Here is a 15,209-nt window from a genome sequence, read left to right as displayed (position 1 = left end):
GCCAGCGCTGGCGCACACCTCCCCGTCGGAGCGAAGGACGCGTCACATCGCCTCGACCGGCGAAGGGCGCACGCGCAGGATCGTCCCGATCACCGCGAGATGGACCTCGTCCGCGGCGCGCGAGAGCCGCTGATTGCACCAGCCCGCGTAGTCCTGGAATCGCCGCCCGAGCTCGGTCGGGGGATGCACCGACATGCCGACCTCGTTCGTGACCAGGATCGACGTGAACGGCGCGTCGCGCAGCGCGGCGACCAGCGCGTCGACGTGCGCGAGGATCGCGTCGCCATCGTGGCCGGCGAGCATGAGGCTCGACACGAAGAACGTCATGCAGTCGATCACCACGACGTCGGCGTCGGTGATCGTGCGAACCGCGCTCGCGAGCGCGATGGGCTCCTCGATCGTGCGGAAGTCGGGGCGCTCCTCGCGATGGCGACGGATGCGCGCTGCCATGTCGTCGTCGGTGACCTTCGCGGTGGCCACGAACACGCGTCGCTCGCCACGCTCTCGCGCGAGCCGCAGCGCGAAGCTGCTCTTGCCCGAGCGCGCGCCGCCGCCGACGAGCACGATCCGTCCTCCGCTCATCTCGTCTCCTCCCATTCCATCCGGGCCGCGACGCGCGCGCGTCCATCGCGCAGCTCGACGTCGAAGGGCACGCCGTACACGTCCTCGAGCCGGTCGGCGCGCAGCACGTCCCGAGGCGCGCCATCCGCGGCGATGCGCGCGCCGCCCGCGCCCGCGTGGAGCAGCACGCAGCGATCCACGTACGTCGCGAGCGCGAGCTCGTGGACGACGCACAGCGCGGCGGTCCCGCGCGCCGACTCGCGTCGCAACGTGCCGAGCACGTCGCGCCGGTGCCGCACGTCGAGGTGGGCGAGCGCCTCGTCGAGCAGCAGCACGTGGGCTTCCTGCGCAAGCGCGCGCGCCAGCGCCACGCGCTGCTGCTCTCCGCCCGAGAGCTCACCGATCCTGCGAAACGCGAGCGCGCTCGTGCCGGTCGCCTCGAGCGCGCGAGCGATCGCGGCGCGGTCGCGCTCCCCGTGCGCGGCGCCGAGCACGCCGTGGTGCGGGAGCCGACCGAGCCCGACGACGTCGTGCACCGTGAACTCGGCCGGCAGCGGCTCGCTCTGCCCGACGTACGCGACGGTGCGCGCCCGCGGCGCGCGCACGAGGACCTCGCCCGCGCTCGGCCGGAGCACGCCCGCGAGCGCGCGCACGAGCGTGCTCTTGCCCACCGCGTTCGGACCGATCAGCGCGACGAGCTCGCCCGGCGCGAGCTCGAGATCGATCCCCGCGAGCACACGACGCGCGCCATAGCGGACCTCGAGCCCGCGACACGAGATCATCGCGACCTCAGCACGAGCAGCACGAAGGGACCGCCCACGAGCGTGAGCACGATCCCGACCGGGAGCTCGGCGGGACGGACGATGGTGCGCGCACCGAGATCGGCGAGCACGAGGAGCAGCGCGCCGAAGAGCGCGGATGCGGGAAGGAGCGCGCGGTGGGTCGGCGCGATCAGCCGACGCGCGACGTGCGGCGCGACGAGGCCGACGAACCCGATCACCCCGACGTATGCGATCGACGCGCTGGTCGCGAGCGTCGCGGCGGCGAGGGTGATGCGTCGGATCGCGACCACGCGCACGCCGAGCGTCTCGGCGGTCTCGTCGCCGAGCTGCAGCGCATCGAGCGGACGCGCGACGAGCATCAGCGCGAGCAGCGAGACCACGACGTACGGCGCGAGCTCGCCGACTTGTCGCCAGCTCGCGAGCGCGAGGTTGCCGAGCGTCCACGTGATCACGGCGCGCAGTCGCTCGCCCTCGCGCAGCAGGAGGAACGTGGTGATCGCGGCGAGCATGTTGCCGACGACGACGCCCGCGAGGACGAGCGACTCGGTGCGGCGCGCGCGAGCACGCGCGAGCGCGGCCGTGAGCAGCACCGCGCCGAGCCCGCCCGCGAACGCGCAGAGCGGCACGATCGAGCCCGGCGAGACCGCGCCCGCGGCGGCGAGATCGGCGGGGAGCTCACCCGAGAGCTCGAAGCCCACGATCGCGCCGAGCCCGGCGCCGCTGCCCGCGCCGAGCAGATACGGATCGGCGAGCGGATTGCGGAACACCGCCTGCGTCGCGGCGCCCGACGCGCCGAGGCACGCGCCGACGAGCGCTGACATCGCCACGCGCGGCAGGCGCACCGACCACACGACGTGCGCGAGGCCCGCGTCCGATCCGTCGAGCACCGCCTCGAGGACCACGTGGATCGGGATCGTGACGGTGCCGATGCTCGCCGCGATCACCAGCACGCACGCGAGGAGCGCGACACCCGTCGCCACCGTTCCGAGCTCGCGTCGAGTCATGGCGCGAGCTCGGGGTGGATGATCTCGAGCAGCACCTGCAGGCCCTCGTCGATGCGCGTCCCCGCGCGCACGATCACGTCGCGCTCCGCATCGCTCAGCGCGCGCACGCGCCCTCGTCGCACCGCGGTCACGCTCGACCATCCGGGACGCCCGCGCGCCTCGTCGAGCGAGAGCCCGATCATCACCTCGGGGTCGCGCACCACGATCTCCTCGAGCGCGAGCCGCGGGAACTCTCCGAGCGGCTCGGGCGCGATCGTCGCGCCGCCGGCGCGCGCGATCATCTCGCCGATGAACGAGCGTGGGCCGACCGAGTACGGCGTCGGATCGACCTCGAAGTACACGCGGAGCCGCGGCGCGCCCTGCGCCCGCGCCGCGACGCGCGCGATCCGCTCGCGCAGCTCGCGCGCGATGCGCTCACCCTCGCCGGCGCGACCGACCAGCCGCGCGATCGCGTCGAGCACCTCGAAGAGCTCGTCGTAGCGCTGCGCGCTGCCCGCCCACACCGTGAGCCCGGCTTGCTCGAGCACGCCCGCCTGGGTGCCGTACTCCGCGGCGATCACCAGATCCGGCTCGAGCGCCGCGACGGCCTCGACGTTGGGCTCGAGCCCGCCGAGATCGGGCAGCGCCTCGATCTGCGGCGAGCCCGTGCTGTACGTGTCGCGCCCGACGATGCGGTCCCCGACGCCGAGCGCGACCAGCGTCTCGGTGTGCGACGCGAGCAGGCTCACGATGCGCGTCGCCGGGCGCGCGAGGCGCACGGTGCGACCGCGCTCGTCGTCGACGGAGATGGTGCTCGAGCCCGGCTCGCGCTCCGGCGCACCGCACGCGACGAGGAGCGCGAGCCAGGTCGAGATCAGCGCGCGCATCATCAGAGCCGCGCGATGTGCCGCACCGGCAGCGCGAGATCGGGCGCGAGCTCGACCGCGTCCATCTCCGTCCACGAGCCGTCGTCGTGCCGCACGAAACGTCGCAGGCCGCGCGATCCGTCGGGCACGAGCGCGAGATCCTGCGTCGCGTCGAAGAGCGGCGCGCCGAGCTCGAAGGGGCCCGCCGAGCGCGCGATCTCGGCCGACGTCGCAGTGGCGAGATCGATCTCGAACAGCTGGTCCCCGGCCACCGGGTCCAGCGAGCCCCACCCGAGCGCGAGCACCCGATCACCCTCGAGGTGCACCACACCCTGCGATGCGAGCGGGAGCTGCTCGTGCTCGCCGAACCGCAGCGTCTGCGTGACCTCTGCGCGGCCATCGACGAGCTCGACGACGACGATGCCGGCCGTCGCGCGCTTCGTCGCCGCGTCGCCGAACCCTGCGCATCCCACGATCACGCGCTCGCCCGCGGGCACCACGCGCGCGCAGTCGTGCAAACCCTCGAGCGCGATCAGCCGCGTCGCATGGCTCGCGAGCGAGACCTCGACGATCGCGCCCTCCCCTGCCCCGTCGAACGCGCCGGTCAGCCGCGCGAGCCCGACGACGAGCACGTCGCCGAGCCGCACGATCGACGACGGTCGCGCGTGAGCGGTCGCGCGCGATCCGTCGGCGCCCGCGACCTCGACGTCGTACTGCTCGAAGCCGATGCGCATCCCGCGCCGCGCCATCGACGAGGGATCGATCGCGTAGAGATCGTTGCCGCGCTCGAGCTCCGGCGCAGCGGGATCGAGGTTCGCCTCGAAGCGCGAGATCCACGCGAGATCGTCCGCGACGAGCGCGACGTCGTGCGGGTTCGACGACCATGCGCCCTCGCCGCCTGCCGCGTCGTGGGTGCGCACCTGCCCGAGCACCTCGCCGCTCGGCACCTCGATGCGCGTGAGGACGTCGGTGCGGAACCGATCGAGCAGCCACAGTGTCCCGTCGCCGATCCCCGCGCTCGGGATCGCGACGTCGCCCGAGAGCGCCGCGACGAGACCGGGCGACACGGTGCCCGACGTCACCCATCGATCGTCCACCGCGGTCCCGTCCGCGCGCACCATCGCGATCGCGGTGCTCGCGTAATCGCTCAGTACGACCGCGTAGGCCGGCTCCTCCGCGAGCGGTGCGATCCCCGCCGGCTCCGCGCCGCCGCCGCACCCGATCACCAGCACCGCGAGCCCGATCCCACGTCGCATCAGAGGTCTCCTTGGATGTCGGCCTGCGCGACGAAGCGCCGGCCGGGAAGAGGGAGGCCGAGGTAGTCCTGGCCACGCGCGTCGAGCAGGTCGCGCACCGCGCACGAGATGCCGATCACGCCGAAGAGCGCCACGCGCGCGCCGAGGTCGATCCACGTGCGATCGCCGATCACGACGAGGTTCGCGGGATCGACCGCGTTCGCCGCCGTGTAGCTCGCGCTGACGAAGCCGGAGAGCGCGACGTCGCGATCGAGCGCGCGCCCGGTGCTCGCCTCGACTCGCGCGAAGCCGTGCCACTGCGGCCGGAACGGGAGCAGCCGGCCGAGCTCGTCGCGCGCGTCGAGGAACGTGAGCGCGCCCTCGAGCCGCACGTGGTCGAGCGCGCGGAGATCGACGCCGAGCTCGAGCCCCGCGATCGTCGCGCTCGCCACGTTCTCGGCGACTGCGGTGTACTGCGCCGTGCGTCGATACCGGATCAGCGACTCCGCGAGCGACACGAACCCGCGCAGCTCGGCCTCGAGCTCGAGGCCGGGCACGATGCGCTCCTGCACCGTCACACCCGCGTCGATCGAGGTCGCGCGCTCGGGCTCGAGGCGCACGTTCGCCACCAGCGTCGCGCGATCGCCGAAGAGCTCGATCATCGACGGGATGCGCGTGCCGTGCGCGATCGACGCCGAGATCGCGATCCCGGCGATCGGCGCGATCGCCGCGCCCAGTCGGAACGTGGGCGCGATCACCTCCACGCTGCGCGCGAGCCGCGACACGAGCTCGAGCTGCTCGAGGTGCGCGTCGCTCCACTCGAGGCGCACCGAGGGCCGCAGCGCGATGCGCAGGTGATCGATGCGCGGATCGATCGCCCCCTCGAGCACCGCGACGAGCCCGTCGCGATGCGACGCGCCGAGCGACGTGCGCACCAGCGGATCGTCGGGCTCGAGCCGATCGTGACGCGCGGTGAGCAGGGCGCGCACTGCGAGCTCGCGCACCGGTGACCAGCTCCCGGCGATGCGACCGAACGCGCGGAGCTGCCGATCGTCGCTCGCGTGCTGTCCGGTGCCGAGCTCGTTGAGGCGATCGAGGAACGCCGCGCGCCCGTACCAACCGCCGCCCATCACCTCGAGCGAGAGCGACGGTCCTCCGAGCCGATACGCGACGCTGCCCGCGTAACGATCGGTCGCGCGCCGCGCTTCGCTCGCGAGCTGCGATCCCGCGCCGGGCACGCCCGAGGCGCGGCTCACCCAGAGCATCACCGCCTCGAGCTCGCCGACGTCGAGCGGCACCTCGAGGTGGAGCAGGCCGCTCGCGCCGCGCGTGCCCGCGTTGCGGCGCGCGCGCTCGCGATCGTCGGTCGGATCGAGCCGCGTGCCGCCGTCGTCGACGAAGGGATGATCGTTGTCGGCGGCGTCGAACGAGAGCGCGACGAGCGACGAGAGCCCGTCACCGCGCACCGCGCCCCACGCCCGCGCGATCCCGGTGTCGAACGATCCGTACGAGACCGATGCGCCCGCGCGACGGCCCTCGGCGCGCGAGGGCACGAGCCGGATCACGCCGCCGATCGCGCCCTCGCCGAGCATCGCCGGCGCGCCGCCGCGATAGACCTCGATCGCCGCGATCGAGCCGAGGTCGATCGCGCCCAGATCGAACGCCCCGAGATCGGGCCCGGTGAGCGGGAGATCACCGAGCATCACCGTCGAGTGCGCGACGTCCGCGCCGCGCAGGCTCAGCCCGAGCGGCTGACCGAACGCCCCGGTCCCGAGCGCACGCGCGCCGGGCACCCGCGCGAGCACGTCGCGCATCGACTCCACGCGCGTCGTGTCGATCTCCACCCGCGTGCTCGACGCCGTGGGATCGAGCGGCGTGCGTGACGCGATCGGCCGCTCGACCTCGGCACGCGCGCGGAACGTCGCATCGCCGCCGTCCTGCGCGCGCGCCAGCGCGCACGACACGACCGACCCGACGAGCCACCACGCGAGCACGAGACGCACGAACGCCACGCGACCTCCGCGGCGACGCGCGAGCGCACGCCGCCGGTGCGCGGGCCTTCCCTCGAGGCCCGAGGCACGCCGTGCGATCGACCGCACGACACCAACGGCAGGTCTTCGGGCTCGCAGGCGCGGGCCGGGATCGGCCCACCTACTGGTCGCGCCTTCCCGCGCGCCTCGCGATGGAGAACGCGCAGTGGTCGTCGCGACGGTCGTTCCTGCACACCGCTGCGGGGCAGCCCCGGATTCTCACCGGGTTCCCTCGGGGCGATCGGTCACTCCGATCGCACCGCTGGCGGGCCGGACCCTGAGCGAGCGGAGGTGCGATGTCAAATCCGAGCGCGCGCTGCGAGCCTCGCGCGACGCGCGACGTCGAGTGGTGGCGACGCCACTCCGACGAATGCGATCAGCGGAGCTGCGCGGGCACGTCCGGCGTCGGCCGCGTCGTGCTGTCGGCCTCGGGCTCCGGATCGCTCGCGACGAGGCGGAGCGGCACCACGCCGGCCCAGCACGGCTCCTTCATGTCGTCGGCATCGTCGATCGGACCGCCGCTGCGGATCTTCGCCGACGCGTGCTCGATCTCCACGGCGATCACCTTCGTCGCATCGAGCTCCCAGTCGTACGGCGCGCGCGTCTCGCGACTGCGCCCGCGCGCCATGCGGTCGACGAGCAGCGTCATCGCCTCGCCCTTCTCGTCACGGCCTTCGACGAGACGCGCCTTCCCGGTGAGCACGACCGAGCGATAGTTCATCGAGTGGTGGAACGCGCTGCGCGCGAGCACCAGCCCGTCGAGCAGCGTCACCGTGATCGAGAACGGCGCGCCGCCGAGCAGTCCATCGAGCGAGCGATTCGCGATCGCGCCGTGCACGTAGATCGTCTCTCCCGCGCGGGCGAAGGCGGTCGGCATCGCGATCACGTGCTGCCCGGTCGAGCACGCGAGATGGCAGATCAACGCTTCGTCGAGGATCGCGTGCACGACGTCGCGGTCGTAGCTCCCGCGCTCGGGGTGTCGCTTGATCCGCGTCGCGTCGGAGGCCGGGTACACGTTGCTCATGGCGTCGACTCTGCACGTGACTGGATGGTCGTGTACGTCCAGAATGCACGTGGAGACACCTCCAGTTGTCGCGCCACGAAGAAGCCCTCGCGCTCGATCCCGACGAGCTCCGGCGCACGCGCGGCCCGAGCCTCGCAGCGCGCGTCGCGAACCTCCTCGTGAGCGAAATTCGGCGCGGTCGGCTCCGCCCCGGGCAGCGGCTGCCCGGCACGCGCGCGCTCGCCGCGTCGCTCGAGGTCGAGCGCGACACGGTCGTGCGCGCGTTCGCGGAGCTCGTCGCCGAGGGCTGGCTCGCGAGCCGCCCGCAGTCCGGCACCTTCGTCGCGGCGGAGCTGCCCGAGCGCACGGTCCGACGTCCCTCGACGACGCGGACCGCGGTCCCCGAGCACGCTGCGTTCGCGCGACCTCCGCTCTCCATCGGCCCGGTCGAAGCGCTCTCCCCGGCCACGATCTACCTGGGCGGCGGGGTGCCCGACGTGCGCCTCGTGCCGCGCGAAGCGCTCGCGCGCGCGCATCGCCGCGTCCTCCGCACCTCCCCGCGAACACGCCTCGACTACGGCGACGCGCGCGGAGAAGCGACGCTGCGTCGCGCCCTCGCCTGCATGCTGGGCGAGCAGCGCGCGATCGCGACCGACGCCGACGGGGTGCTGGTCACGCACGGCAGTCAGCACGCGATCGATCTCGTCGCGCGGACCATCGTGCGTCCCGGCGATCGCGTCGCGATCGAGGACCCGGGATATCCGCCCGCGCGCCAGACCTTCCGTCTCTCCGGAGCCGCGCTGGTCCCGATTCCCGTGGACGCGCGCGGGCTCGACCTCTCGGCGCTCGAGCGCGCTTGTGACGAAGCGCCGATTCGCGCGCTCTACGTCACTCCGCACCATCAGTATCCGACGATGGTCGTGATGGCGCCCGAGCGCCGCCAGGCGCTGCTCGCGCTCGCGCGTCGCCGCCGGTTCGCGATCATCGAGGACGACTACGATCACGAGTTCCACTTCGAAGGTCGCCCGGTGCTGCCGCTCGCGAGCGCCGACGTGCACGGCTCCGTCGTGTACGTGGGCTCGCTGTCGAAGATGCTCGCGCCGGGGCTGCGGCTCGGCTTCGTCGTCCCGCCGCGCGACCTGCTCGAGGATCTCGTGCGCGTGCGGTTCGCCTCCGATCGACAGGGCGATCACGCGAAGGAGGCCGCCGTCGCGTCGTTGATCGACGACGGCGAGCTCGCGCGTCACGTGCGCCGCGTGCGCCGCGTCTATCTCGCGCGACGCGACGTGCTCCGCGCCGAGCTCCGCAGAGCGTTCGGCGAGCGCATCCACATCGAGGAGCGCTCGGGCGGGCTCGCGCTCTGGGCGAAGCTCGACGCCGACGTCGAGCGCATCCGTGACCGCGCGCTCGAGCGCGGCGTGATGTTCTTCGTCGCGCGCGACTTCACGTTCGACCGCCGCAGCCTGCCCTTCGCGCGCTTCGGCTTCGGCTCGCTCGACGAGCGCGAGCTCACGCGCGCCGTCGGCGTCGTCGCCCGCGCGGCACGCACGCGCGCGTGAGCGGCGCGGCACCTACGGGTGCGCGATCACCATCACCGCCGGCGCGCGCTCCAGGGTGGCGTGCACGCAGTGCTCGAGCGTCTCCGGATCGAGCGCGCCGAAGCTCTCGTCCAGGACGAGCACGCGCGCGCTCTGCGCGAGCAGCGCGCGCGCGAGGAACACGCGACTGCGTTCTCCGTGGGAGAGCTGCCAGCCGCTGTCGCCGACCTGCTGCATGAGCCCGGCAGGCATCCGATCGATCAACGACCCCAGCCCGAGCGCACGGCACACCTCCTCGGCGCGAGCGAGATCGGCGCCCGTCGCGGGCCATCGATCACCGAGCAGGAGATTGAACCCGAGCGTGCCCGCGAACACGTGGTTGTCGTGGAATTGCGGGACGAGCGCCACGCGCCGCCGCCACTCGTCCTCGCCGAGCGTCTTGGTATCGAGCCCGTGGCAGAGCACCAGCCCGGCGCTCGGCCGCCGCACCGCCGCGAGCAGCTGCGCGAGCGTGCTCTTCCCACCGCCCGACGGGCCCACGCACAAGATCCGATCGTTCGCGGCGATCCGCAGCGTCGCGTGCTGCAGCGCGGGCTCGAGGCGTCCCTCGTAGCGCAGCGTCGCGCCGCGCACCTCCAGCGTCGCGACGTCCGCGCCGTCGACGTTCTCGGGCGCGATCGCGAGCGACGGATCGCCGGGAGCTCCACGGGTCTCGCCGGCGCGCAGGAGCACCGCGAGCCGATCCGCGCCGATCGCCGCGCGCGCGAGCTGCTCGACGCCGCTGCCGAGCGCCGCGAGCGCCCGCTGCGCGAGGAGCGCTCCGAACACCGCCACCGCGAGCGACGTCTGACTGGCACCCACGATGAACGGATGTGCGAGCGCGGCGATCGCGAGCACCAGATACGCGCGCGAGAGGACGCGCAGCGGGAGCTCGGCCGCGTCGCTGCTGCGCGCGAGCGACATCGCGGCGCCGAGCGCGACGTCTTCCTCCTCGTGCCAGCGATCGGAGGGCTCCTGCGCGAGCCGTGTGCGGTGCCCGACCATGTGCTCCACGAGGTCGTGCGTGAGCCCGATCCGCGCATCGATCCACGCACGCCGCCGCCTCACGAACCGGCCGATCGCGACGGCGCCGACGACGATCACCACGCCCATCGCCGCGAGGAGCGGATATGCGCCGCCGAGCGCGAGCACGACCGCGGCGACCGCGAGCTCGACGAGCGCGAGCGCCGACGCGACACCGCCGTCGAGCGCGAGCGACTCGACCGCTTCGGACTCCAGCACGCGTGCGAGGAGCTGGCCCGCGCCCTCGCGTCGGATCGCGTCGCGATCGATGCGCAGCGCGCCCCACAGCAAGCGCTGCTTGAGGAGGCGTGCACAGCGGATCGCGAAGCGCCCCTGCGCCGTGGCCGCTGCCGCGCGCAGCGGAACGCGCGTGAGCGCGAGCAGCGCCGCCGCCGTGAGCCACCCGGGGTCGACGCGCCCACCGAGCACGCCGCTCCCGAGCGCGACCCACGCCAGCACGAGCGCGATCGATCCCAGCACGTGCGCGAGCAGCAGCGAGACCAGCGGCGCCACGAGGCGCGCATCGCGGACGAGCGTGCGCAGCGGCGCCGAGGGATGCGCGCGGATCATGAACGCGCGACGAACGTGCGCGTGCGCGACGAGCCGATCACGAAGCGCGCGACGCGCGCGCGAGCCACTCCGCGCGGTGACGTTCGCCGACTCGAGCAGGCCATCGACGAGCTGGTCGCCGAGCGCGTCGAATTCTCCGGCGACGCGCGCGCGTACTTCCTCGATGTGGAACGTGCGCGTCTCGTCGTCGGGCAGGAGAACGCGCAGCCGGTCGCCTTCGCGCCGGATCACGGCGAGCCATCGATGCTCGTGCTCGTCGATCGACACGATCGCGGGCGCCACGCTCGCGAGCATCCGCGCCGTCTCGGGATAACGCGCATCGACCGACTCCGCGTCGATGCGGAGCACGTCGGCGACGCGCTCGAGCCATCGGTCGACCGCTCGCCCGACGAGGCGCGCCCGCGACGGCACCACGATCCCGTGAGGCAGCGGGTCCTGCGCGAGCCCGGCGCGACTCGCGAGCGCAGCCATCGCCTCGTGCACGCGCTCGATGGGCCACGACGCGCGCTCGAGCGCGTCGGTCATTGCGCACGCTCCTCGCGCAGCGCGCCGCACGAGACGTGGATGCGGCGAAAGACGCCCTCCCCCCAGAGCCGATCCGCGAGCGCCACGTCGGCGTCGAAGAGCGCTCGATACCGAGAGCCCTCGGCGGCGAGCAGCTCGGCGGGCGCACCGTCCTCGATGACCTGCCCGTCTTCGATCACCACAACACGATCGAAGCTCGACGTGTCGCGCACGTCGTGCGTGACCGCGAGCAGCGTCGCCTCGCGGAAGATGTGCCGCGCGCGCTCGGTCAGCGTGCGCCGCGCGTCGCGGTCGAGGCCACGGAACGGCTCGTCGAGCAGCGCGAGCCGGACGTTCGAGCGCAGGAACGCGCGCGCCGCGCGCACGCGCTGCCCCTCGCCGCCGGACAGCAGCGCGCCGCCTTCGCCGAGCGGCGTCGCGAGGCCGTCAGGCAGACGCTCGAGGATCGGAAGGAGGTGCGCCTCGTCGAGCACCCGCCCCGGCGCGATCGCAGGATCGTCCGCGCCGTAGCGAAGGTTCGCGAGCAGCGATCGATTCCAGAGCTGCACCGCGGGGTCGATCCACGCGAGCTCCCGACGGAGCGACGCGAGGCGCGCAGGATCGAGCGGCGCGCCATCGACGCGCACCTCTCCGTGAATCGGTGTGTAGAAGCCGAGGAGCGTCGCGAGCAACGAGCTCTTCCCCGCGCCCGACTGCCCGACGATCGCGACGTGCTCGCCAGCCGCGATCGTGAGCTCGACGTCGTGCAGCACGCGGTGGCCTCCCGCGCGCACCTCGACCGCGTCGAACCGGAGCGCGACCGCGTCCTGCGCCGCGCCGCTCGCGACGACGTCGGGCACCGGATCTTCGGGCGCGTCGAGCGGCTCGAGCAGTCGCAAGAACGTGCCGCGCACGTGCGGATAGAGGCGCGCCGAGAGCGCGACTTGCTCACCGAGCATCGGAATCGCGAGCGCCCAATAGGCGACCAACAGCGACCCTCCGAGCGCGCCGCCGCGCGCGAGATATCCCGCGATCGACACGATGGCGAGCGCCGCGCCCGCGAGCGCGACGAGCGTGTCGACGCGCACGGCCGCGCTCGACATCGCGCGCGCGGATCGCTGCCACTCGACGAGCAGGCTCTCGTGCTCGCGCCGCACCGCACGCTCCGCGGAGTGCGCGCGCACCGCGGTGATCCCGAGGAGCGCGTCGAGGTAATACCGCGCGATCGCGCCGAGGTGCGTCTGCACGCGCAGCTCGCGCTCCGAGAGCACCGGCACGAAGACGAGCGGAAGGACGATCGCGAGCACCGCCGACTCGATCGCGATCGGTGCGCCCGCAGGGTCGAGCCACACGAGCCCGGTCACGGTCGCGATCAATCCGAAGAACGACGCGAGCAACGACCCGCCGAGCCGCGGCAATGCTTGGAGCGACGACAAAGAGTGGCTCCTCTGCGCCATGTCCGACGTGAGCCGGCTCTGGAAGAAGCGATCGGGCAGGCGCGGGATCTTCGTCTGGAGCGCGACCCGGAGCCGCGCTTCGAGGCGCCTTCCCAGCGTCTGCACCATCGCGGTCTGTGGCAGCTCCAGCGCCATCGTGGTCGCCAGGAGCGCGATCATCGCGAGCACCGCGGCGATGCGCTGCTCGCGCAGCGGGAGCATCACCCCGAGATCGAGCATGCCTCGCAGGAGCAGCGCTTCCACGAGCGCGCCGATCGCGGCCATCGCGATCGCGATCGTGCACGCGATCGGCGCGACCACACCGTCCTTCGCGAGCACGCGGACGAGCTCACGGAGCGCGGCGGGGCGAGCCTCGTCGAGCGCGCGACGCAGGACCTCGGACTCGGCAGCGTCGGGCGTGTCGAGCGCGTCGCCTTCCGTCTTCGCGATCAGTCCTTTCGCGCGCAGCACCACCGCGCCGCGCATCATCACGTGCGGCTCGTCGGCGTCGTCCGCCGGACACAGGTGCGCAGTCCACATGCGCTCGGGAATGACGTTCGGATGTTCGGCGGCGCGTCGCGCGAGCGCCGCGACGATCGTCGATGCCGATCCGCGCTCGAGCTCTCCCGCGGTCGCGAGCGCCGCCACGACGCGCACGGCCGCGTCGAGCGCCGCGATGCCCCACGGCCCGGGATCGGCGATCGCGGTCGCCCACAGCGCCGCGCGCTCCGCGCTCTCGATGCCGATCGACGCCATGCGTCGATCGAGCACCGCCGACATCTCCTTCGAGACCGCGTACTCGCGAAATGCAGCGGCCGGCACCGCCATCCGGTGTTGGTAGAGATCGCGCTGGAGCAGCGCGACGGTCGTCCACCGCCGCCCCGTCGCGGGATCCATCACCTGCACGAAGGGCCCGTGACGGCGGTAGATCACGACGAAGTGCGTGAAGCCGCTCGGGAGTCGCACGATCACGATCGCGGGCAGCGATCCGCTCTCGGGCGCGAGCACGTGATCGTAGGGAACGAGCAGCTGCTCGGCGTCGAGGCCGAGCGCACGCGCGACGTCCTCGAGCGTGTCGATCGACGTCCCATCGACGTCGGTGTGACAAGCCTCGCGCAGGCGTCCGTACCCCACGTGCACGCCGAACCCTTCGAGGAGGCACTTCAGCGCTGCAGGGCCGCAGTCCATCGACGACGTCTGCACGACCTCCGGAGCGAGCCATCTCATCGCGATGCTCCTCCGCGCCCGGTCTCGACGTCGCCGTCGAGCGCCTGACCCACCGCGCGCAGCACGAGCTCGATCGGGCTCACTCGCTCGACCGCGACTTCGACGCTGCCCTCGAGCCCGTGCGCGATCGGAATCGAGCTCGGCGCGTGCGTCACCTCGAGCTCGACGCGCACGAGGCCGTCGCGCGGCTCGTTGCCCACCCGCGCGACGACGAGCCCGATCATCCCGAACCGCGTCCACGGGAACGCGTCCATGCGCATCTGCGCGCGCTGGCCCGGGGACACGCGCCCCAGCGCGCTGCTCGCGGCGAAATGCCCGACGACCCGCAGCGGCCCGTCGGGCACCAGCGCGACCAAGCGCTCACCTTCGGTCACGACCGAGCCCGGCCGCAGCGCCGAGAGCTCCCCGACGGTCCCCGCGATCGGCGCGACGATGCGGCGGCGCGCGAGCTCGACCTCGAGGCGCTGGATCTGCGCTTCTTCCGCGGCGTGCTCGCCGCGCAGACGCACCCGCTCGCGTCGCAGGCTCTCGAGGCGGACCACCGCGTCGGCCGCGCGGGTGCGCGCGTCCGCGGCGATGCGCTGCGTCGCGTGGGCGGCCGCCAGCGCCTGCGACGTGTGCATCTCGGCCTCGAGCACCGCGCGCGCGAGATCACGCTCGGAGGTCGCGCCTGCCGAGCCCAGACGAGCGATGCGCGCCTGCTCGACGCGCGCCCAGCGCGCCTCCGCGTCCGCGCGCTCACGCTCCGCATCGGCCTCGGCGACCGCGCCGCGCGAGCCCCGTCCGATCGCGTCGACGAGCCCTCGCGCAGCATCGATCTCCTCGTCGATCGCGGCGAGCTGTGCCGCGAGCGCGTCGCGGGTCGCGACCGATTCGCGCTCCGCCGCGCGAATTTCCGCGGACTCGAGCTCGAGCAGGACGTCCCCCGCGGCGACCGGCTGCCCGAGCTCGACGTGGACCGAGAGAACACGTCCGGCGAGGGGCGCTCCGACGACGTGCGCCGCCGCGCTCGACTCCACGCGTGAGTCCGCGGAAACGTCCCAGAGCGTCACTCGCGCGAACGCGCCCCATACGACCCAGGCCACGATCACCGCGCCGATTCCCACGACGATCAGTGATGCACCTCGCGCGCGCTCACCCTCGAGAGCGCGAATCGATCGAGAAAAATGAGTCGCCAATCGACGCCCGCCCCGGAAGAGCGCCAATCATAGCATCGTCGTTCGCATTGCCAGCGATCAGCGCGACTCTCGCGTCACCGTCACCGCGGTCGGGGGCCCAATCGAGATTGCGCGATTGGACCGCAGCGAGTGCCGTGTACCAGGAGTGCGGCAGCACTTCGTTCACAAGTGAGCCCGCATTGGAACCGAGCGCCGCGGCAAGGGACTCGTCGCACCGTCAGCCGCGATCTCGAA

The 15,209-nt window shown here is 73.1% G+C and carries 11 protein-coding genes and 1 riboswitch; of the genes, 1 reads left to right on the top strand and 10 read right to left on the bottom strand.

Annotation, left to right across the window (positions count from 1 at the left end):
- Nucleotides 1-42: 42 nt before the first annotated feature.
- From cobU to DB32_RS07160, 7 genes are all read right to left on the bottom strand, one after another.
- Nucleotides 43-582 carry a bifunctional adenosylcobinamide kinase/adenosylcobinamide-phosphate guanylyltransferase gene (gene cobU / locus DB32_RS07190; protein WP_075097839.1) on the bottom strand — a complete coding sequence of 180 codons (540 nt, stop codon included), beginning with the start codon at nucleotides 580-582 and terminating at the stop codon, nucleotides 43-45.
- On the bottom strand, nucleotides 579-1,343 hold the full coding sequence (locus tag DB32_RS07185) for an ABC transporter ATP-binding protein (RefSeq protein WP_053231674.1): 765 nt from the start codon (nucleotides 1,341-1,343) through the stop codon (nucleotides 579-581). The genes cobU and DB32_RS07185 overlap by 4 nt, the downstream gene beginning before the upstream one ends.
- Nucleotides 1,340-2,347: a FecCD family ABC transporter permease gene (locus tag DB32_RS07180; RefSeq protein ID WP_053231673.1), complete on the bottom strand. Its 1,008-nt coding sequence runs from the start codon at nucleotides 2,345-2,347 to the stop codon at nucleotides 1,340-1,342. The genes DB32_RS07185 and DB32_RS07180 overlap by 4 nt, the downstream gene beginning before the upstream one ends.
- Complete coding sequence (locus DB32_RS07175) at nucleotides 2,344-3,216, bottom strand: ABC transporter substrate-binding protein (RefSeq protein ID WP_053231672.1); 873 nt, start codon at nucleotides 3,214-3,216, stop codon at nucleotides 2,344-2,346. Before DB32_RS07175 ends, DB32_RS07180 begins: the two co-directional genes overlap by 4 nt.
- Nucleotides 3,216-4,448, bottom strand: a complete 1,233-nt coding sequence (locus tag DB32_RS07170; RefSeq protein WP_053231671.1) for a hypothetical protein — start codon at nucleotides 4,446-4,448, stop codon at nucleotides 3,216-3,218. Before DB32_RS07170 ends, DB32_RS07175 begins: the two co-directional genes overlap by 1 nt.
- Nucleotides 4,448-6,439 carry a TonB-dependent receptor plug domain-containing protein gene (locus tag DB32_RS07165; protein ID WP_053231670.1) on the bottom strand — a complete coding sequence of 664 codons (1,992 nt, stop codon included), beginning with the start codon at nucleotides 6,437-6,439 and terminating at the stop codon, nucleotides 4,448-4,450. The genes DB32_RS07170 and DB32_RS07165 overlap by 1 nt, the downstream gene beginning before the upstream one ends.
- 79 nt (nucleotides 6,440-6,518) lie before the next feature.
- Nucleotides 6,519-6,736, bottom strand: a riboswitch (cobalamin riboswitch).
- Between the two features lie 97 nt (nucleotides 6,737-6,833).
- Nucleotides 6,834-7,481, bottom strand: a complete 648-nt coding sequence (locus DB32_RS07160; protein ID WP_053231669.1) for a pyridoxamine 5'-phosphate oxidase family protein — start codon at nucleotides 7,479-7,481, stop codon at nucleotides 6,834-6,836.
- A 65-nt stretch (nucleotides 7,482-7,546) separates the two neighbouring features.
- Between DB32_RS07160 and pdxR the strand changes: the two genes are divergently transcribed.
- Nucleotides 7,547-9,019, top strand: coding sequence for a MocR-like pyridoxine biosynthesis transcription factor PdxR (gene pdxR, locus DB32_RS07155; RefSeq protein WP_053231668.1), 1,473 nt, complete (start codon nucleotides 7,547-7,549; stop codon nucleotides 9,017-9,019).
- A 12-nt stretch (nucleotides 9,020-9,031) separates the two neighbouring features.
- Here the strand turns inward: pdxR and DB32_RS07150 are convergent, their stop codons facing one another.
- Genes DB32_RS07150 through DB32_RS07140 form a run of 3 tightly spaced genes read right to left on the bottom strand, consistent with a single transcriptional unit; the run spans nucleotide 9,032 to nucleotide 14,903 of the window.
- Entirely contained in the window at nucleotides 9,032-11,155 is a 2,124-nt protein-coding gene (locus tag DB32_RS07150) for an ABC transporter ATP-binding protein/permease (protein ID WP_053231667.1), read from the bottom strand.
- Nucleotides 11,152-13,797 carry an ATP-binding cassette domain-containing protein gene (locus DB32_RS07145; protein ID WP_053231666.1) on the bottom strand — a complete coding sequence of 882 codons (2,646 nt, stop codon included), beginning with the start codon at nucleotides 13,795-13,797 and terminating at the stop codon, nucleotides 11,152-11,154. The genes DB32_RS07150 and DB32_RS07145 overlap by 4 nt, the downstream gene beginning before the upstream one ends.
- Entirely contained in the window at nucleotides 13,794-14,903 is a 1,110-nt protein-coding gene (locus tag DB32_RS07140; protein WP_053231665.1) for an HlyD family secretion protein, read from the bottom strand. Before DB32_RS07140 ends, DB32_RS07145 begins: the two co-directional genes overlap by 4 nt.
- Between the last annotated feature and the right edge of the window lie 306 nt (nucleotides 14,904-15,209).

This window comes from Sandaracinus amylolyticus, from assembly GCF_000737325.1.
Taxonomy (GTDB): Bacteria; Myxococcota_A; Polyangia; order Polyangiales; family Sandaracinaceae; genus Sandaracinus; species Sandaracinus amylolyticus.
Note: the sequence above shows the minus strand (reverse complement) of the source record. Positions and strands in the feature narration are given on the sequence as shown.